The following is a 19146-nucleotide window of genomic DNA, read 5'->3' as shown; positions in this document are numbered from 1 at the left end:
CAAAAGAGGGATCTTCACAGGAAGAATGACGATATTGAGAATTTAGATTATAAATAAAAACATATTAAAAAATAAAAAAATGGCAGATACAGTTGAAAAAAAAGTAACCCGTGGCGGTCAGTTTTTGGTTAAAGAAACAAAGTGCGAAGATGTCTTCACTCCTGAAGATTTTAATGAAGAACAATTAATGATGCGTGACTCTGTAAAAGAGTTTGTAGACAAAGAAATCTGGCCGAACAAAGATCGCTTTGAAAAAAGAGATTTCGCCTTAACGGTGGAAAGTATGCAAAAGGCAGCTGAAATGGGTTTTTTGAGTATCGCAGTTCCTGAAGCTTATGGTGGAATGGGAATGGGATTTGTAAATACTGTTTTGGTTTGCGATTATATATCGGGAGCAACAGGTTCCTTTTCTTCTGCTTTTGGAGCACATACAGGAATTGGAACACTGCCAATTACTTTGTATGGAACTGAAGAACAAAAGCAAAAATATGTAACAAAATTAGCGTCTGGCGAATGGTTTGGAGCATATTGTTTGACTGAACCAAGCGCTGGTAGTGATGCCAATTCTGGAAAAACAAAAGCAGTATTATCTGAGGATGGAACACACTACAAAATCACAGGACAAAAAATGTGGATTACCAATGCGGGATTTTGTAATGTTTTTATTGTTTTTGCTCGTATCGAAGATGATAAAAATATTACTGGTTTTATTGTAGAAAATGATCCAAATAATGGAATTTCTATGAATGAAGAAGAACATAAATTAGGAATTCGCTCCTCTTCTACGCGTCAGGTTTTCTTTGCAGATACAAAAGTTCCTGTTGAAAATATGTTATCCGAAAGAGGGAATGGTTTCAAAATAGCCATGAATGCTTTGAATGTAGGCCGAATTAAATTGGCCGCAGCCTGTTTGGATGCACAACGCAGAGTTATTTCAAACTCCACAAAATATGCTAATGAAAGAATACAATTCAATACCGCTATTTCGCAGTTTGGTGCCATCCGAGCAAAATTAGCCGAAATGGCAACATCCTGTTATGCCGGAGAAAGCGCTACTTATCGTGCTGCAAAAGATATTGAAGATCGAATTGCGTCACGTGAAACCGAAGGAGCTACCCATCAAGAAGCAGAATTAAAAGGGATTGAAGAGTATGCAATTGAATGTTCAATTCTAAAAGTGGCTGTTTCTGAAGATATTCAAAATTGTGCAGATGAGGGAATTCAAATCTACGGTGGAATGGGATTCTCTGAAGACACACCAATGGAAAGTGCTTGGAGAGATGCCAGAATTGCTCGCATATATGAAGGAACAAATGAAATCAATAGAATGCTATCTGTAGGAATGTTAATCAAAAAAGCGATGAAGGGTCACGTTGATTTACTTGGACCAGCATCAAAAGTACAAGAAGAATTAATGGGAATTCCTTCTTTTGATATACCTGATTATTCAGAATTGTTTGCTGAAGAAAAAGAAATGATTGGTAAATTGAAAAAAGCATTCTTAATGGTGGCAGGAGGAGCCGTTCAAAAATACGGTCCAGATTTGGATGCACACCAACAATTATTGATGGCAGCTTCAGATATTTTGATTGAAATTTATATGGCTGAAAGTACCATTCTAAGAACGGAAAAATTAGCTAAAAAAGAAGGTGAGGCCAAAGTACAAGAGCAAATTGCCATGGCAAAATTATACTTGTATAAAGCAGTAGATATCGTTACTCAAAAGGGAAAAGAAAGTGTAATCTCTTTTGCTGAAGGGGATGAACAACGTATGATGCTTATGGGCTTACGCCGTTTTACAAAATATACTAATATGCCAAATATTGTAGGATTAAGAGAAACAATCGCTACAAAATTAGTAGCTAAAAATGAATATTGTTTCTAGAATATAAACATAGTTTTTAGTTTATTTATTTGTCATAAAAACCGTCTTGTTCCTTATAAACATGACGGTTTTTCTATTTAATCGAAAAATCACTTATCTTCATTTTTTTTCTATTGGTCTGATTTCTCCATTATAAGAAATCGGACTTCGATTATTAGAATTAATGGTAAGTGTAGCGTTCCCTTCAAAAAAAACAGAAAGAAATAGTATGTAGACATCCGTATCTCCGTTAACAGTCGCTTTTATTTGATAGGCTTTTCTTCCTTTTTCAGTGGTAAATTCTTTTGGACTTCCTTCAAAATTTAAACCACCATTCCCGTTACCATAGTCAATGCCACTGTACCCTCTACCAAAAAAAGGCATTTCACTCTTAATTATATCTGGCTTAAATTCCACATAATTTGAATTAGTGGTCAAATCAATACTTCTAAATCCTTGACCTAAGGCTGTTCTTCCAATAAAAACAAACGCTTTAGAATTAACCAAAGCTGCTATTTGTTTCTCTTTTTCGATTTTGAGTTCCGCTCTTAATTGTTTCTTACTTTTTTCCTGAGCATAACTCGATGTTAGAATCAGCGAAAGAAACAATACTAAAATTGCTGTTTTTATTTTCATGGTATCCATTTTAAAATTTATAATACTATTAAATTTACTTTAAAAATTTTATATTTATTTTTTTCAAAGCGCATCACGGCGATATCGCACATCACGAAATTTAATAATTTTCCATTTTATGAATAAAATAAGAATATATTTTTTGAAGCGTTGACAAGCAAATACTCTCGACGGTAGGTTTTTTAATTAGATATCCCTTAAAAGCTATTTTAGTCCACTAACAAAAATTAAGTCTCATGTTCCTTCAAGTGAAACTGTTTTATTCATAGTTTATTTAAATGAATTACAAGTAACAAAGCAAAAATACTGCCAGTTTTAAGATTTTAAAAAAAATCTTACAAAAAAAAGTATTTTAAAATCGTATCCAGTCCTCCTAAGTTTTCAATAAATACAACAATTTATTTCTTTTTAATCTCTGTAATTTCCACCTTAATATTAACAGCATACGCATTTGGAATGATTTTTTTCCCATGTGCATTGGCATACACTTTAGTGAATTCGGCCCCGAAATATAAGATTATAGCGGAATAATAGACCCAAATTAAAATAATGATTATGGAACCTGCCGCACCATAAACGGTTGCTACGGTTGAACTTCCTAAATAAAAACCGATAGCAAATTTACCAAACATAAAGAAAAAGGAAGTAAAACTGGATCCTATCAAAGCATCTTTCCAAGCAATAGTTCCATCCGGTAGTGTTTTGAAAATAATGGAGAACAACAATGTTGTAGTCGCAAATAAGATTAAAATATTAAAAACATAAAATATATAAACCGTCGTGTCAGGGAAATAAACGAGCAATCCTGTGTTTATAATGTCCATAACTGTATTTACCATCAAACTGACCATTAACAAAAAACCAACTGAAGCAATCATGGAAAATGACATCAGTCTGTTTTTAATAAATTTCATAATTCCTTTATTCGGTTTTGCTTTTAAGCCCCAAATAAAATTAATGGAACTTTGTATTTCAGCAAAAACACCCGAAGCACCAATCAACAACATAACTCCTCCAAATATCGTTGCAAATGTAACGCTATCAGACAACTCAATATTTTTAATGGTTTCCTGAATTTGAATCGCTGCTTCATTGCCAACCATTCCGTTAATCTGTCCAAAAAACCTTCCTGTAACAGCTTCTCTTCCAAATAAAAAACTAAAAATAGATAAAATAATAATTAACAACGGGGGAAGTGAAAATACGGTATAATAAGACAATGAAGCACTCAGTTTTATAGCGTTATCATCATCAAATTCTCGATACGTTCGCTTTAATAAATCCCAACTTATAATCGCGATCTCTTTATGCTTCATGTTCTGCTGTTATTTTATCGTAAGAAAACGATACATGGTTACCTTATTTGACCTAAAAACACATTTAAATTAGAGTTGTATGTCAATTACTGCTGTTTTCAAAACTACAAATAAATTGATTAGGTATTCAAAATGAATATTGTAAAATTCCCATAAAATTGAATTATTTAAAACACAATCCTATTATTCGTAATACAAAATTTTCTTACCTTTGAAATAAAACATTTTATGAAAAAATTAGCCTTATTATTTAGCATCGTGTTAGCCCTTTTTATTAGTTGCAAAACCAATTCCTTTTCTCCTGATAAAAAATTAGTTATTGCTTTCGAACCAAAAAGTGGAAGTCAGGTTTCTGGAACTGCAACTTTTGTAGAAAAAGACGGAAAAGTGACTTTCGTTGCAAAATTAGCTGGGCTAAATCCGGGTATTCATGCTATACATATTCATGAGAAGTCCGATTGTACGGCTGCCGATGGAAGTTCAGCTGGTGGACATTGGAACCCAACATTCAAAAAACATGGTAAATGGGGAGTTGGAGAATATCACAAAGGTGATATTGGAAATTTTATTGCTGATGAAAAAGGAAACGGAACCATTACTTTAACAACTGATGAGTGGTGTATTGACTGTGGTGATACAAATAAGAATATTTTAGGAAAAGGACTGATCGTCCACCAAGGGGCAGATGATTTTGTTTCTCAACCAGCTGGTAATGCCGGCGCAAGAGTTGCTTGTTCAGCTATTATTAAATAGTTTTTTAAATTTAAATTGGAAGATAAAGAGCACCTGTATTTTAAATTGATTCAACAGTAACCAAAATAGACCTAGACCGCAGTAAACAGGTTTTTTCTCCAAGAAATGATAAAAGTGTTTGGAGTAAACTAAATAAAACGTGTATCGAGAAATTCCTTAAAGAAGATCTGATGCATGAAAGCGGATTGCCCAAAATGAAATTGCTAAAAAACGGCAGTTGGACTTCATTAGCTGCTGTAAAGGATTTGATTATGCCATTTGATCTGGGAAATGGTTTTTTATAAAAATAAGGCGGCATTTGAAAATTATAAAAATTTTAGCCTCAATATTTTATAATAACTAATTAAAACTTAACCTAAACTTTTTCTACGTAACCATAAAAAACATAGCTTTGTAGCTTCAAATTAAAGCAATGATTAACCCTTCGGCATCAGGTTGGATAGATAAATTTTTTGTTGAACAAAAATTTTCAAAAGAAACAGTTTTTAAAACTACTGATTCATTTTATCAAAAAGTTAGAAATACAGGTTTTATATACGGTCATATAATTGCATTTGAAACCGTTAATAAAATTGAAACCAAAGGCTGGTTTAAAGAAGAGATTTCCAAAGTTGCTTTATTAAATACTTTATACAATATTTTTTGTTTGACTAAGCAAGAAATCAGTTCTGAAAATTTCATAAAAGAAGCGGTTGATTTCTATAACCAAATGAATCCCCAAGGATTTAATTTATTCAAAAAAATACTCCCTAAAAATTCCCTTTCCCTAACACTGGAAAAAATAATTGATGAACGTGTCCAAACCAATGATACAATCATCAGTAAAAATTTCTCACACCTTGTAACAAACGCACTTTTGTTTATTGATGTTGTTGCTTTTCGCCAATATTTAATTCACGGAGAAATTCCTGAGAAATATTTAAAAAAAATTGAAGAGACAATAGTTAATCTTGTGACACTGGCCCTAAAAATTAAGTTAAATAAATCTCAATATGATGATTTGTTAATTAAACTTTTTGAAGCCTCCATACGCTACAGCAAATTTTCAAGAGTTCCTGTTCAAAGTCTGGAAACCCTTCAATTGGATTATTTCACACATGAATTAGAAAAATATTATTTAATCGACATTGCGGGTATGGCGCTGTGGAGTGATGGAATAATTGAAAATAACGAAGCCTATTTTTTACATTCATTAGCTGAAATGGTATCAATTACAGATGATTTTGTTAATCAGAGCATAAACAGCACTAATGAATTCATTACCCAACATAAAAAAGACATCCCTTACTTCAATTACTCGAATCCAGTCAAACATTTTTATGACCAAACCACTCAAAGTGTTGTAACTTTAGTAAGCCGTAATAAAAACCGATTGATAAAGGAAATTGTTCAAAGTAAAGAATTAATGCTTCTGTTAGCCTCTTCTACTCGAAGAGATTTAGATGAAAAGGAAAAGAAAAAAGTAAAAAAACAATTATTAGATATTTGTAAAACCATTCCTTCCTTGACCATATTTTTATTACCAGGCGGAAGTTTATTGTTACCTATTTTAATAAAATTCATCCCAACCTTATTACCGTCAGCTTTTAATGAAAATTTAGAAGAAATCGAATAAAAAATTGCCCGATAGCAATTTTTTTTTAAAAGTTTTTAGTTGATATCATAATACAAAACTTTAGCTGATTGAACATCTGAACAACCATAATGTTCACAATAAATGTTTTACTTTCAAAACATGCATTATAAAATCTATAACTTAACATACTCATATCAAAATGCACCACCATATTGGCAATATTTCTATGGACAAATACCGCTCGTGATTTTCACCAACAATTTCGTTAACTCTATTATCCAAACAACCAATCCATAATAGGGTAAGTTTGCCCTTTGGCTAACTCCGCAAAATAATTAGGATCGTTAGTCCGATATTTTTCTACCCATTTTTTATTATTTCTGATAATTTTTTATAAAAATCACTCCTAAAGAATTAATCCCTAATTGATTCAAATGTGAATTTACATTAGTTCTTTTATTTGCTAAAAAAAATATTGTCCCTTTTATTGATTATTTCGAATGTACTACAGTAATGTTACAATTCTTCCTCTAACCAGGCGCGCATCATCCAGATTGTTTTTTCTTGTTCAGCTATAAAATCACTCATCATTGAATTCGTTCCTTCATCATTAATTTCTGAAGATTTATTAAGAATTTCTCTTTCAATTTTTAACAAATGAGATAATGAATTTACAATTAAATGAATTGCTTTTTCATCTATCGAAATATTCTTCCCAACCGCCAATTGGCTATTTTTAATATAATCCTCAAAAGTATGAAGCGGTGTTCCACCAAGAGTAAGAACACGCTCAGCAATCATATCAATTTTCAATTGTGAATCATTGTATAATTCTTCAAATTTGACATGCAAATCAAAGAAACGCTTTCCACGAATATTCCAGTGAATCCCTCTTAAATTTTGATAATATACTTGAAAATTAGATAGCAGCGTATTTAATTCAGTCACAATTGATTCAGTTTCTTTAACGGGTAAACCTAAAATATTTGTTTTCATGATAATTGTTTTCAACAAATTTAAACAACAAAATAACATTTTACACTATAAACTAAATTGATTGTTTTTATATTTGTATTAGATATTACTATAAAAAATGACAATCACTCAACTGAAATATGTTTTAGCTGTAGCCGAACATAAAAACTTTACTCTTGCTGCCGAAAAATGTTTTGTAACTCAGCCCACTTTGAGCATGCAAATTCAAAAAATTGAAGAAGAGTTAAGTATTCAAATATTTGATAGAACAAAAAAACCAATTCAGCTTACGGATATTGGACAAAAAATCGTCAATCAGGCTAAAAACATTGTTAACGAAGCCGATAGAATTCAAGATATTGTAGAGCAACAAAAAGGTTATATTGGAGGAGAATTCAGATTAGGAATAATTCCTACAATTATGCCAACATTATTACCAATGTTTTTGAATAATTTTATCAAAAAATATCCCAAAGTAAAGCTTATTATTGAAGAGTTGAACACGGAAGAGATTATTATAAAACTCAATAACGGTCATCTTGATGCTGCAATTGCAGCTACACCTTTACTGGAAGAAAAAATCAAGGAAATTGTTTTGTATTTTGAACCTTTTGTCGCCTACATTCCGGAGAGTCATCATAATTTTCAGAAAGAAGAAATAGAAGTCGCAGATTTAAACTTAGATGAAATCCTATTATTGCAAGACGGTCATTGTTTTCGCGAAGGTATTTTAAACTTATGCAAAAGTGCCGGTAAGAATGAAATGAATCACTTTCGAATACAAAGTGGAAGTTTTGAAACTTTAATAAAATTAGCCGATGAAGGTTTGGGAACCACATTACTTCCTTATTTACATACCTTAGATTTAAAAGAATCCGACAAAATTAAATTACGCCACTTTAAGGAGCCAAAACCTGCAAGGGAAGTCAGCTTAATCTTTCCTAAAAGTGAACTTAAAATTCAGATAATTGATGCACTTCGGAGCACAATTGCAGGTGTAATAAAAGGGGCAATTGTTTTTCAAAATGTTCAAATTATTAGCCCAATTCAGAAAAAATAAAAAAGGAACCAATCTAAGGTTCCTTTTTATTTATGAATTTACGATTAGTAAACATTGTTTTAATTCTGGTTTTCCAATTGTAAAATTTAATAACCATTCTCTTAATTGTTCCATTTCGTATGGTAATAAAGTTTTAATTGCTTTTTCTAATTCTTTACAAAAAAGCATCGGATCGAAACTTACTCTTTCAAGCACTGATTTTGTGTAATCAAACATGATTTTCGACATAATAAATTAAGATTTTTGGTTATCAAATAGTATTAATTTATGTAAAAATACATTTTTACAAGAGACAATATAACAAATTAACGTTCTTTTTAGTATTTTATTTCATTTCAAAAAAAGTATTTTTCTTAAACTCAAAATTTTTATTTTTCTATTTCTTAGTCGCACGAAACATTTCTCTTTTCCCAGGAGGTCCCGCTAATTTTTCAACTGTGAAACCCACTTCTATCATACTCCTTTTCACCACTCCTCTCGCAGCATAAGTAACCAGTACACCATTGTTTTTAAGAGCATTATGCATTTTTTTAAAAATGGCTGTACTCCACAATTCAGGTTGCACCCGATACCCAAAAGCATCAAAATAGATTAAATCAAATTTTTCAAAATCATCAATTTCTTCAAAAAGTTGTTTCCTTTTAGTCAACGTAAAATCATCCCTTAAAACAATTTTTTCTTCCCAATTGCTTTCATGCATTTTTTTAAATACAGAACTTTCATTACTGGCATTCAGTTCATCTACGTAATTCATCGATACAACTTCCTCTGCTGATATTGGATATCCCTCAACTCCTACATAATCGATGGATTGCTTCATTTTAGATGCTTCCAGAAAAGTGACGAAAGCATTCAAACCTGTTCCAAAACCAATTTCTAAAATAGAAATTTGTCTATTTTGAAACAAAGACAATCCATTTTTGATAAATACGTGTTGTGCTTCCTGTATGGCCCCATGTTTAGAATGATAACATTCATCCCATTCCTGCAAGTGAATGGTTGTGGAACCATCGAGTGTTTGGATTATTTCTCTTTTCAAAATTATAATTTGAGATTATTCTTAGTTTAATAGCTATATAAGCCGGTCAAATTTAATCAAAACTAAAACGTAATAGTCTCAAAAAATCTATATTTTTTATAAATTTCATATAAATTGACGCTATTTATTTCCATTTTTTAAAAGATAAATAAATCACAGCTAAATGCTATAATTAATGGAATAATCATAAGTATTTCAGTGATTTTTATTTAATTTTGCAAACATTAAACTTAGTTTTGTAAAAAGCAAAGATTTTAATCCCCAAGTATAAAAAATAAAAATAAACAATACCTTATTATGAGTACAACTCAAACTAGCAAAATTGAAATAATTAAAGCCCCTACTTCAAAAATAAATGAAGTAGATTTTGAAAACTTAAGCTTTGGTTCTGTTTTTACAGATCATTTATTCGAATGTGATTTTAAAAATGGGGAATGGCAAAAACCGGTCATTAAGCCTTACGCTCCTTTTTTGTTAGATCCGTCTACAAGAGTTTTTCATTATGGCCAAGCTATTTTTGAAGGTATGAAAGCATATAAAGATGACAATAATGACATTTGGCTTTTTAGACCTGATGAAAATTACAACCGTTTCAATAAATCTGCTGTAAGAATGGCTATGCCAGAAGTTCCAGAAGATGTATTTATGAATGGTCTAAATCAATTGTTACAATTAGATGAAGCTTGGATAAAAAAAGGAAAAGGAAATTCCATGTATATTAGACCGTTTATGATTGCAACAGGCACGGGAGTAATTGCAAATCCATCAGATGATTATAAATTCATGATTATTTTGTCTCCTGTAGCAGCTTATTATTCGGGTGATGTAAAAGTACTTATTGCGGAGCATTTCAGTAGAGCTGCAAACGGTGGAATAGGAGCTGCAAAAGCTGCTGGAAATTATGCAGCCCAATTTTACCCTACTGACTTAGCTAATAAAGAAGGATTCCAACAAGTAATCTGGACTGATGATGCAACACATACCAAATTGGAAGAAGCCGGTACAATGAATGTATTTTTTAGAATCAATGATACGTTACTAACAGCGCCTGTAAGCGAGAGAATTCTTGATGGAGTAACCCGAAAAACGTTGATTGATTTAGCAAAAAGTGAAGGTATAGTTGTCGACATTCGTCCCGTTTTAGTTTCAGAACTTGTTGAGGCTTCTGAAAATGGAACTTTAAAGGAAATCTTTGGAGCTGGAACTGCTGCAGTGGTAAGCCCTATTTCTGGATTTTCGTATAAGGATGTTTATCATGAATTACCAAAAATTGAAAAATCTATGGCATCTCAATTAAAAGATAAATTGACCAATATTCAAAATAAATTGGAGGAAGATACTTTTGGTTGGACTGTTAAAGTATAAATTTCTAATTTTAGATTTATAAAAAAAGCGATTTTCATACTGAAAATCGCTTTTTTTATAAATCTTTTTTAGGCAAAATGAATCTCCTATTTTCCCTCCAATATTTTAGAAAAATCAGGTTTGAAATAATTAGGACCTTTCATTACTTTTCCGTCTTCACGGTAAATAGGTTTTCCATCTTCGTCTAATTTACTCATATTACTGCGTTGAATTTCATCAAAAACTGCTTCCATTTTATGCTGTAGGCCGTGCTCAATAATAGTTCCACATAAAATATACATCATATCGCCAAGTGCGTCTGCAATTTCTACCAAATCATTATTTTGAACTGCTTCCAGATATTCTTCGTTTTCCTCTTTCATCAAGTTGTATCGAAGTGCGTGTTTATTTTCTCCTAAATTAGCTGTAGGTATTTCATTATGTCCTATTTTAAATGCGGTATGAAATTCCTTTACGGATTCTATCTGTTTTTGCATGTTTTTATTTTTATTAAATGAAAAGGCAAATTAGCAACTATTTCTAAACAATTAACTAAATTTGCCCGAAATAATTTAAACTATGTTTAGTCAAGGACAATTAGTGTTTGCAGGCTGTTTTTTTGTTGCTTTTGTTATTGCAGCAATTTATGCCTACCGAAAAGATTTGGGAGTACATAAAGAGTTTTATAAGGGGAATTACAAAATATTAATAGGTTTCTTAATTTTTATTGGAATTCTGTTTATGATTAAAATATTTTTCAAACGTTAATCTCTTTATTTTTTGGAATAAAAAATGCCCACTATTATTTATAGGTGAGCATTTTTTTTTGAAATTTATACCGCTAATTTTCCAAAGGTAAAAAAGCAAAGTTTTTAGAATATTTCAACATTTGTTCGGCAAATGTTTTTGGCTGTTGTATTTCTATCGAAATAATTTTACCTGTTTTGTCTAATTTAGGAACCAAGACCGGATTTACAAAACCACTATAAGCAGCTGAAGCAAATTGTTTGTTACGTTCTAAAACTTCGGCATGTAGTTTTTGATCTACTTTCACACCATAATTTTCCACTAATGCTTTTCCTGCATTAAAATCTCCTTCTGATTTGATTCGTTGTACTTCTCTTAACAATTGCCCGAATAAATCGTGTAACTTTTCATAATCCGTAACATTGAAATACGTTTTTGCGTTACGAGTGATTTTCTCTATAACATTGTCTTTTTGTCCTTTTTCAAAAACCCAAGAACTCACCCACTGACGGTTTCTCATGTGTGCTTCTTCAATATTGGCACCCAATTCTAAACGCACTAACTGCGTCATTAACCCATTTCTAATGTAACTATCATAAGATTCCATTCCAAGTTTTTTCCAATCGTCAACTAACCCTAATTCCTGTAATTTTGGATTGTACAAATAATATAATCCAACTAGATCAGCCCTACCTTCTTCAAGTGTCGAAGCATAACTTTTCAAGGATTCTTTAGGAGTTCCTACACCAGGATTAATTTGTCCTGAAGCATGACCCACCACTTCGTGTAAAGCAGTATGCATCTTATCCCCTATTTCGCCATATTTTTTGGCCAAAGCAATTTCTTCTTCGTCATTAGCAAATTCTTCTAATTTTCCTTTACCGGCAGCTTTTGCATACGAATCAATAATATTTCCTAAAGAAACTGATTTTGAACCATGTTCCGCACGAATCCAATCTGCATTTGGAAGATTTACTCCAATAGGTGTACTTGGCGATGCATCACCCGATTCTCCTGCTACAATAACCGTTTTGTAAGAAACACCCACTACATTTTTCTTTTTATGTTCTGGCATTAACGGAGAATTATCTTCAAACCATTGGGCATTTTTGGAAACTACTTCCATTTTTGCCGACATGTCAAAATCTTTAATCTGAACGATTCCTTCATAAGAACCTCTGTAGCCTAATGGATCATTGTATACTTCAATAAAACCATTAATATAATCAATGTTACCTTCGGTTGCATCTAACCAAGCGATATTATAATCATCCCAAGTTTTTAAATTACCCGTTTTGTAATAACTGATCAGTAATCCTAAAGCATCCGCTTGTTTTTTATTTTCGGCAACTGTTTTTGCTTTTTCTAGCCAATAAGTAATTTTATCAATTGCTGCACCGTACATGCCGCCACTTTTCCAAACTTTTTCAGTTAATTGTCCTTTTGAATTGCGAACTAATTTAGAATTTAAACCATAAGAATAAGGTTTCTTAGGATCTGGACTTGTTTTATTAGCGTAAAAATCTTCCGCTTCTTTTAATGAAATTCCCTTGTCATAGAAATTAATGGCTGACCCTTCCAATAAACCTTTTGATTCGTCAAGATTCACTTTTTTGGCATCAGCATCATTAAAGATAATAGCTGCAATAGTTGGCGATAAAGTTGTATTAGTAGTTTTCAATAAACCGTTAAAATAGGCAATAGAAAATCCTGGCTTAATTTTATCGCTGGAATAATGATGATGAATGCCATTGGAAAACCAAACTCTTTTAAGGTATATTTCGAAATTTTTCCAGTCTCCAGAAGTCTTATCTCCTTTATAATTTTTATAAATATTCTCTAATGCTTTTCTAATTTTCAGATTGTATTTATAATGTTGGTCCCACATTATATCACGTCCTGAAGTTCCGGCTTGAGTCAAAAAATAAACTAATTTTTGTTCTTTTAGTGTTAGATTTTTCCAATCAGGAATTTGATAACGCAATACTTTAATGTCGGCAAATTGTTCAACAACATAATCGAAAGAAGCTTTCTCTGTGGTTTTTACTGCCGTAGTTTTTGTCACTTGTGCATTACAAATAACAGAAACCGCAAGAGTTGTAAAAAATCCAGCAATTTTAAGTGATTTCATTATTACTAATATTTAGATGTTTAGCAAACTATTATATAACAAATATACATATTCTTTAAATAAATAATAAAAACCATACCTAATATTGTCGCTCTCTTAAAGTGAACAAAATTATAATTCCACTTTACTGTCAATATTTTTTTGATTCAGAGTTAAATAAAATAAAAATTAAATTCAAAAAAAAGTTTGAATTGCAAAAACTAAACCACCAAGTTTTATAATTTTTTAATAGTTGCCTTACAGTATTAATAAAATTTCTAACTTTACAAGATAAAACAGTCTATTATCATGAGGATTTTAAAATATTTATTTCTTTTATTACTACTTAGCTTAATTGCATTATCCATTTTTATTGCAACACAAAAAGGAGATTTTACTGTAGAAAGAAGTAAAGTGATTAATTCCCCAAAACCCGCGGTATTTAATTATGTGAATGATTTTAAAAATTGGGGAGATTTTGGCTCTTGGGTTACAGCAGATCCTGAAATAAAAATAACTTACCCTCAAAATACAATTGGAAAAGGCGGTTCTTATTCTTGGGAAGGGAAAGATGGCAATGGCGATATGAAAACGATTTTCGTAAAAGAAAATGATAGTATTTCTCAAAAAATGAATTATAACGGAACTTCTTCAGATGTTTTCTGGACTTTCAAAGACACTGTAGGAGGAACTAAAGTGACTTGGAGAACAAAAGGAAAAATGAGTTTTCTTTTCAAAATTTATTCTGCTTTTAATGGAGGTGCTGAAAAAATAATAGGTGGAATGTATGAAAAAAGCTTAGCTAACTTAGACAAAACATTAGATTATGAAATAAATACCTATTCCGTAAAAGTAGACGGCATGGTAAAGAAACCGGAGACTTTTTATTTACATCAAACTTTCACCAGTAAAATTGCCAATGTTACTAAGAATTATAAAATTGTTGCTCCAAAAATCATCACTTTTTGCAAAAAAAATAATCTGGTAATTACTGGAAAACCTTTCATACTCTATCATAACTATGATTTAGTAAACGGACTTACTAAAATATCTATTTGTGTACCAATTAAAAATCAAATTTTCACAAGCGAGGGAAGCGATCTTTATTCTGGAAAACTAGAAGCGTTTGAAGCAGTAAAAACTACTTTAACAGGTGATTATTCCCATAGAGACAAAGCTCTAGACAAAACAACGCAATACCTTAATGCGAATCATTTAGCAGCAGATGGGACAATTTCACATCTTGAAATTTACCTGATGGATAAAACCAACATAAAAAATCCATCAAAATGGGTTACTGAAATTTATTTTCCAATAAAATCAAAAGGAGAACCTGTTACAATCTTCAAGCCGGCAGTTATAAAAGCCGATCTAGCCATAACAACTGGACCTGGTATAAAAACTACTGAAGCTATAAAAACTGAACCCGTTGCAAAACCTAAGCCCGTTGCAAAACCCAAACAAATTATAAAAAATGAACCTGTCATAAAAAATCCAACCGCTCCAAAAAAAGAAGAAGAACAATCTGAATTTTAATATTTTTTTTATTCTAAATTAAACCTATTTGATAAATTCCATTCTAACTTATAAATAATAGCTTTGCAAGAGGAAAAGGAATTCATTCAAAAACTATTGAACCCTAAAACGCAAAATCAAGCGTTTCAACAACTCTTACAAGATTATCAAAAACCGCTGTACAATCACATTCGCAATATTGTATTGAGTCATGATGATGCTGATGATGTGCTGCAAAACACTTTTATAAAGGTATTTCAACATTTAAAAAAATTTAAAGGAGACAGTAAACTTTTTTCTTGGATGTATCGCATTGCAACTAATGAAGCATTAACCTTTTTGAATCAAAAAGCAAAAATTAACGGAATTTCATCTGAAACATTACAAAACAAAACCATTGATAATCTAAAAGCAGATATTTATTTTGACGGAAATGAAATTCAAATAAAATTACAAAAAGCCATCGCCGTTTTACCCGAAAAACAACAATTAGTTTTCAAAATGAAGTATTTTGAAGAATTAAAATATGAACAGATATCAGAAATATTAGGGACTTCAGTCGGTGCTTTGAAAGCATCTTATCATCATGCCGTAAAAAAAATAGAAGCCTTTGTAACGGTAAATTAAACCTTTTATATTTAATTAAGTCTAATGAATATTATGAAAGCATTTAAATTAGAAAACAACACAAAAATTGAATCCGGATTTAAAACTCCAGATCATTACTTTGAAAATTTTTCGACAAAAGTTTTACAACAATTGCCAAAAGAAGATTCAAAAGTAATTTCTCTTTTTCAAAAAAGAAAGATAATAATGATGATGGCAGCTGCAATTTTAGTTATTGCTTTAATGATACCTATTATAAACACCTACACTACAAAAACTAAGGAATTAGATTCCAAAACTTTAGAAAATTATCTTACCTATCAATCTAATATGAACCAATACGATCTCATAAGTGAGCTAGACTTTGAAGATATTAATAAAATAGAAACTACCGTAGCACTTGAAGACAAGACCGTTGAAGATTTATTATCTATAAATTCCAATGTTGAAAATCTTATGATTGAATAAAACAATACATTTTAATACTGAAATTGAACTTAAAAATACAATAATGAACATTAAAAAAATATTACCAATACTACTCTTACTTTTCTCTTTCAATTTTTATGCTCAAGGCGAAAAAATGAAAGAAAAAAAAGAACAAATCAAAGTTTTAAAAGTTGCTTTTTTGACAACCGAATTAGATTTAACAACTAGTGAAGCCGAAAAATTTTGGCCACTCTACAACACATTTGATGATAAGCAATTTGAATTGAGACATCAAAAAATGAAAACTTTAATGAAAAGAATAAATGATGGAGGTCTGGATAAAATGTCTGAAAAAGAAGCCAGTACTTTTCTTACTCAAATGGAAAGCAATGAAGAAGAATTATTTTTATTACGAAAAAAATTCACTGCAAATCTTAAAACTATTATTCCAGCAATTAAAATCATAAAACTACGAAAATCTGAAGAGGATTTCAATAGAAAATTATTGCACCAGTACCGCGACAAAGGTCCTAGAAAATAAATTAATTTTATTAATTCAATAAACGCCCTATTCAATGGTTCATTCATTATAATAGGGTTTTATTTTTTAAAATTTAAGCGAACCATTTTATTTTTACCTGCAGCAATAGCGGTGTGCTTATCCAAAAACCGAATTGTAAAAAGATTGGAATCAGTAGTTAATTGTTTCCATGAAATACCACTATCCGATGAATAATACAATCCGGATGCACCTACTGAAACTAATTCTCTTCCATCACTTTCTGGAACATATTGTACGCAGGAAGTATAACCAAAACCATGATTTTCGGCTTGTAATTTCCATGTTTTACCCCCGTTAGTTGTTAACGCCTTGTTTGAGAAATTTTGATTCAATACCTCATAATTCCCTCCAGCTATAAATCCTTTTTTGGAATCATAAAAATCAGCTGTAAAAATCCCAGTCATGGTTTTCCCTTGAACTATTGGCGTATCATGCACTTCCCAAGTTTTCCCTTTATCTGATGAATAAAAAACTCGGGCTTTTTTTCCGCCAGTAACAATCCAAGTCTTATTTCCTTTGGTAACAATATTAGTGTTGCTTGCCGCAAAAGCACCTTCCCCCTCTATTATTTTTGGTAATTTATCACACGAGATTTTATTCCATGAAGCACCACCGTCACGCGTTATTATTATACTAAGACAATTAGTTATTGGATCTCCAATAGCGATTCCTTCTTTGTCATTCCAAAATTGCATACTATCATAAAATACTTTTTTATGATTTTCCTGATAAACCAATTGGGTTGCTGATCCGTCTTTAGCAATTTTATATAATAAAGCTGGATTTGAAACGTTAAGTATAAAAATTGCTGCAGATGTTTGCGCAATGCTTCTAAATTCAAACATCAAACTATCATTACCAATATGGCTTTCATCTTTTTTATTTTTTTCCAAATCATAAAAACCAAATCTTGAATTGTCCGCAGCATACCAAATTTTATTTGCATCAATTAGAATGGCTCTAATACTCACTTTATCTTGAAACAACGTATCAATTTGCACAGATTGAAAGCCCATATCATTAGGATTTACAACAACACAACTACTTGTTTTACAAGATGTAAAAATATTTAAAACCAATATAATTAAAATATTTCTTAGCATTTTCTATCATTTTAAAGGCTAATCTACAATTAAAAATGTTAATCCCAATAGTGCCTAAATTTATTGGCACAGTAATTGAATGTTAAAAAATATTAAATTAATACTATTAATCATGAAAACTAAAATAGTTCTTTTAAGTTTATTAACTTCTGTTTTCGCCACACAAATATATGCGCAAGATAGAACTACAGTAAATGCACTGAATAATGAAATTAGCGATAATTTAGATTTACGTGCAGTTGCATCAATTTTTGGAGATTCAAGAGATCTTCAGGATTTTGAAAGACGGTTGAATGACCCACAACTTCAGATATCAAATTTAGATTTGAATAATGATAACGAAGTAGATTACTTAAGAGTAATTGAATCCGTCGAAAATAGAACTCACGTGATTATCATCCAGGCAGTTATTGATCAGGATGTATATCAAGATGTTGCAACAATCGATGTTGAGAAAGACAGATACTACAATATTCATGTACAAGTTGTAGGAGATGTATACATGTATGGTCAAAATTACATTTACGAGCCTGTGTATTACAATACACCATATATTTATGCTTCTTTTTGGGCTTCTAATTACCGTCCCTATTATTCTACTTGGAATTGGGGTTATTATCCTTCATATTATTATGCATGGAATCCATTCCCAATTTTCAGATATAGAAATAACATCAATATTTGCTTAAATATAAACAACAATTACAACTATGTTACCTCAAGAAGAAGTAGTATTGCCATAGGATTATACAGTACAAGACGTTCAAATGGATATGAAAGACAATACCCAAACTATGCTTTCTCAAGAAGAAATTATCAAGTAACAAATCGTTATGAATTAGACCAAAGAAGAGGATCTAGAAATGTTGGTTCTAGAAATGAAAATGGTTATCAAAACAGAACCAATTCTTCTAGAGAAGCTTCCACACAAAGGACAGAGAATGAAAGAGATTATTCTCAAAACAGAGCCAATCCTTCTAGAAATGCGACTCCACAAAGAGCGCAACAACCAAGAGATTATTCTCAAAACAGAGGAAATTCTTCTGGAGAAGCAGCTCCACAAAGAGCGCAACAACAAAGAGATTATTCTCAAAACAGAGGGGATTCAACTGGGGAAGCTGCGCCACAAAGAGCACAACAACAAAGAGATTACTCTCAAAACAGAGGTAATTCACCAGGAGAAGCAGCTCCACAAAGAGCACAACAACAAAGAGATTACTCTCAAAACAGAGGAAATTCATCAGGGGAAGCTGCGCCACAAAGAGCACAACAACAAAGAGATTATTCTCAAAACAGAGGGAATTCATCAGGAGAAGCAGCTCCACAAAGAGCACAACAACAAAGAGATTACTCTCAAAACAGAGGGAATTCATCAGGAGAAGCTGCGCCACAAAGAGCGCAACAACAAAGAGGAAATTCAGATGGACAAGCAGCTCCACAAAGATCGGAACAACAGAGAGGAAATTCTTCATCAAGAAACGATAGCAGAAGGTCTTAAAACACGCTAATAA

18 protein-coding genes are annotated in these 19146 nt (G+C 31.4%); 10 read left to right on the top strand and 8 right to left on the bottom strand.

Annotated features, from left to right (window positions below; translation table 11 throughout):
• The first annotated feature begins 79 nt into the window (after nt 1–79).
• A complete protein-coding gene (locus ACM55G_RS10680; protein ID WP_416843911.1) occupies nt 80–1885 on the top strand; it encodes an acyl-CoA dehydrogenase family protein in 1806 nt (601 codons plus the stop codon).
• Nucleotides 1886–1984: 99 nt separating this feature from the next.
• On the opposite strand, the gene ACM55G_RS10675 is transcribed toward ACM55G_RS10680, so the two are convergent.
• Entirely contained in the window at nt 1985–2500 is a 516-nt protein-coding gene (locus ACM55G_RS10675; RefSeq protein WP_416843910.1) for a DUF4251 domain-containing protein, read from the bottom strand.
• A 398-nt stretch (nt 2501–2898) separates the two neighbouring features.
• The gene (locus ACM55G_RS10670; RefSeq protein ID WP_416843909.1) at nt 2899–3816 is read right to left on the bottom strand and encodes a YihY/virulence factor BrkB family protein; all 918 of its coding nucleotides are present in this window, start codon (nt 3814–3816) and stop codon (nt 2899–2901) included.
• A gap of 228 nt (nt 3817–4044) precedes the next feature.
• On the opposite strand from ACM55G_RS10670, the gene ACM55G_RS10665 reads away from it, so the two are divergent.
• Both ACM55G_RS10665 and ACM55G_RS10660 read left to right on the top strand, forming a co-directional pair.
• On the top strand, nt 4045–4569 hold the full coding sequence (locus ACM55G_RS10665; protein WP_416843908.1) for a superoxide dismutase family protein: 525 nt from the start codon (nt 4045–4047) through the stop codon (nt 4567–4569).
• 412 nt (nt 4570–4981) lie between these two features.
• Complete coding sequence (locus tag ACM55G_RS10660; RefSeq protein ID WP_416843907.1) at nt 4982–6184, top strand: LETM1-related biofilm-associated protein; 1203 nt, start codon at nt 4982–4984, stop codon at nt 6182–6184.
• A gap of 477 nt (nt 6185–6661) precedes the next feature.
• Here the strand turns inward: ACM55G_RS10660 and ACM55G_RS10655 are convergent, their stop codons facing one another.
• Entirely contained in the window at nt 6662–7141 is a 480-nt protein-coding gene (locus tag ACM55G_RS10655; RefSeq protein WP_416843906.1) for a Dps family protein, read from the bottom strand.
• 97 nt (nt 7142–7238) lie between these two features.
• Here ACM55G_RS10655 and ACM55G_RS10650 point away from each other — a divergent pair, with 97 nt between their 5' ends.
• Nucleotides 7239–8180 carry a LysR substrate-binding domain-containing protein gene (locus tag ACM55G_RS10650; protein WP_416843905.1) on the top strand — a complete coding sequence of 314 codons (942 nt, stop codon included), beginning with the start codon at nt 7239–7241 and terminating at the stop codon, nt 8178–8180.
• A gap of 30 nt (nt 8181–8210) precedes the next feature.
• On the opposite strand, the gene ACM55G_RS10645 is transcribed toward ACM55G_RS10650, so the two are convergent.
• Both ACM55G_RS10645 and mnmC2 read right to left on the bottom strand, forming a co-directional pair.
• Complete coding sequence (locus tag ACM55G_RS10645; RefSeq protein WP_143388061.1) at nt 8211–8408, bottom strand: hypothetical protein; 198 nt, start codon at nt 8406–8408, stop codon at nt 8211–8213.
• Between the two features lie 148 nt (nt 8409–8556).
• Nucleotides 8557–9219: a tRNA (5-methylaminomethyl-2-thiouridine)(34)-methyltransferase MnmC2 gene (mnmC2, locus tag ACM55G_RS10640; RefSeq protein ID WP_416843904.1), complete on the bottom strand. Its 663-nt coding sequence runs from the start codon at nt 9217–9219 to the stop codon at nt 8557–8559.
• A 297-nt stretch (nt 9220–9516) separates the two neighbouring features.
• On the opposite strand from mnmC2, the gene ACM55G_RS10635 reads away from it, so the two are divergent.
• Nucleotides 9517–10584: a branched-chain amino acid aminotransferase gene (locus ACM55G_RS10635; protein ID WP_416843903.1), complete on the top strand. Its 1068-nt coding sequence runs from the start codon at nt 9517–9519 to the stop codon at nt 10582–10584.
• 86 nt (nt 10585–10670) lie between these two features.
• Here the strand turns inward: ACM55G_RS10635 and ACM55G_RS10630 are convergent, their stop codons facing one another.
• Together ACM55G_RS10630 and ACM55G_RS10625 are read right to left on the bottom strand one after the other, a co-directional pair.
• On the bottom strand, nt 10671–11060 hold the full coding sequence (locus ACM55G_RS10630; RefSeq protein ID WP_416843902.1) for a pyrophosphohydrolase domain-containing protein: 390 nt from the start codon (nt 11058–11060) through the stop codon (nt 10671–10673).
• A gap of 344 nt (nt 11061–11404) precedes the next feature.
• Nucleotides 11405–13441 carry a dipeptidyl-peptidase 3 family protein gene (locus ACM55G_RS10625; protein ID WP_416843901.1) on the bottom strand — a complete coding sequence of 679 codons (2037 nt, stop codon included), beginning with the start codon at nt 13439–13441 and terminating at the stop codon, nt 11405–11407.
• A 288-nt stretch (nt 13442–13729) separates the two neighbouring features.
• On the opposite strand from ACM55G_RS10625, the gene ACM55G_RS10620 reads away from it, so the two are divergent.
• From ACM55G_RS10620 to ACM55G_RS10605, 4 genes are all read left to right on the top strand, one after another.
• Nucleotides 13730–14956, top strand: coding sequence for an SRPBCC family protein (locus tag ACM55G_RS10620; RefSeq protein ID WP_416843900.1), 1227 nt, complete (start codon nt 13730–13732; stop codon nt 14954–14956).
• 63 nt (nt 14957–15019) lie between these two features.
• Entirely contained in the window at nt 15020–15562 is a 543-nt protein-coding gene (locus ACM55G_RS10615) for an RNA polymerase sigma factor (RefSeq protein WP_416843899.1), read from the top strand.
• A 33-nt stretch (nt 15563–15595) separates the two neighbouring features.
• Nucleotides 15596–16009: a hypothetical protein gene (locus ACM55G_RS10610; protein WP_416843898.1), complete on the top strand. Its 414-nt coding sequence runs from the start codon at nt 15596–15598 to the stop codon at nt 16007–16009.
• A gap of 43 nt (nt 16010–16052) precedes the next feature.
• Nucleotides 16053–16511 (top strand): sensor of ECF-type sigma factor, encoded by a 459-nt coding sequence (locus tag ACM55G_RS10605; RefSeq protein WP_416843897.1) that lies wholly within the window; start codon nt 16053–16055, stop codon nt 16509–16511.
• Between the two features lie 59 nt (nt 16512–16570).
• On the opposite strand, the gene ACM55G_RS10600 is transcribed toward ACM55G_RS10605, so the two are convergent.
• Nucleotides 16571–17635 carry a WD40/YVTN/BNR-like repeat-containing protein gene (locus tag ACM55G_RS10600; protein WP_416843896.1) on the bottom strand — a complete coding sequence of 355 codons (1065 nt, stop codon included), beginning with the start codon at nt 17633–17635 and terminating at the stop codon, nt 16571–16573.
• A gap of 112 nt (nt 17636–17747) precedes the next feature.
• On the opposite strand from ACM55G_RS10600, the gene ACM55G_RS10595 reads away from it, so the two are divergent.
• Entirely contained in the window at nt 17748–19133 is a 1386-nt protein-coding gene (locus ACM55G_RS10595; RefSeq protein ID WP_416843895.1) for a hypothetical protein, read from the top strand.
• Nucleotides 19134–19146: the final 13 nt, after the last annotated feature.

The organism is Flavobacterium algoriphilum (assembly GCF_048158655.1).
GTDB classification, from domain to species: domain Bacteria; phylum Bacteroidota; class Bacteroidia; order Flavobacteriales; family Flavobacteriaceae; genus Flavobacterium; species Flavobacterium algoriphilum.
The sequence above is the reverse complement of the archived record's forward strand: the minus strand, read 5'-3'. Positions and strand labels throughout refer to the sequence as shown.

Bases quoted from the DNA above. Each gene is read 5' to 3' on its own strand.
- ACM55G_RS10600 (WP_416843896.1), bottom strand. From the start codon at position 17,635: ATGCTAAGAAATATTTTAATTATATTGGTTTTAAATATTTTTACATCT.
- ACM55G_RS10635 (WP_416843903.1), top strand. From the start codon at position 9,517: ATGAGTACAACTCAAACTAGCAAAATTGAAATAATTAAAGCCCCTACT.
- ACM55G_RS10660 (WP_416843907.1), top strand. From the start codon at position 4,982: ATGATTAACCCTTCGGCATCAGGTTGGATAGATAAATTTTTTGTTGAA.
- ACM55G_RS10670 (WP_416843909.1), bottom strand. From the start codon at position 3,816: ATGAAGCATAAAGAGATCGCGATTATAAGTTGGGATTTATTAAAGCGA.
- ACM55G_RS10655 (WP_416843906.1), bottom strand. From the start codon at position 7,141: ATGAAAACAAATATTTTAGGTTTACCCGTTAAAGAAACTGAATCAATT.
- ACM55G_RS10630 (WP_416843902.1), bottom strand. From the start codon at position 11,060: ATGCAAAAACAGATAGAATCCGTAAAGGAATTTCATACCGCATTTAAA.
- ACM55G_RS10610 (WP_416843898.1), top strand. From the start codon at position 15,596: ATGAAAGCATTTAAATTAGAAAACAACACAAAAATTGAATCCGGATTT.
- ACM55G_RS10650 (WP_416843905.1), top strand. From the start codon at position 7,239: ATGACAATCACTCAACTGAAATATGTTTTAGCTGTAGCCGAACATAAA.
- ACM55G_RS10620 (WP_416843900.1), top strand. From the start codon at position 13,730: ATGAGGATTTTAAAATATTTATTTCTTTTATTACTACTTAGCTTAATT.
- ACM55G_RS10625 (WP_416843901.1), bottom strand. From the start codon at position 13,441: ATGAAATCACTTAAAATTGCTGGATTTTTTACAACTCTTGCGGTTTCT.
- ACM55G_RS10595 (WP_416843895.1), top strand. From the start codon at position 17,748: ATGAAAACTAAAATAGTTCTTTTAAGTTTATTAACTTCTGTTTTCGCC.
- ACM55G_RS10665 (WP_416843908.1), top strand. From the start codon at position 4,045: ATGAAAAAATTAGCCTTATTATTTAGCATCGTGTTAGCCCTTTTTATT.
- ACM55G_RS10680 (WP_416843911.1), top strand. From the start codon at position 80: ATGGCAGATACAGTTGAAAAAAAAGTAACCCGTGGCGGTCAGTTTTTG.
- ACM55G_RS10645 (WP_143388061.1), bottom strand. From the start codon at position 8,408: ATGTCGAAAATCATGTTTGATTACACAAAATCAGTGCTTGAAAGAGTA.
- ACM55G_RS10605 (WP_416843897.1), top strand. From the start codon at position 16,053: ATGAACATTAAAAAAATATTACCAATACTACTCTTACTTTTCTCTTTC.
- ACM55G_RS10675 (WP_416843910.1), bottom strand. From the start codon at position 2,500: ATGAAAATAAAAACAGCAATTTTAGTATTGTTTCTTTCGCTGATTCTA.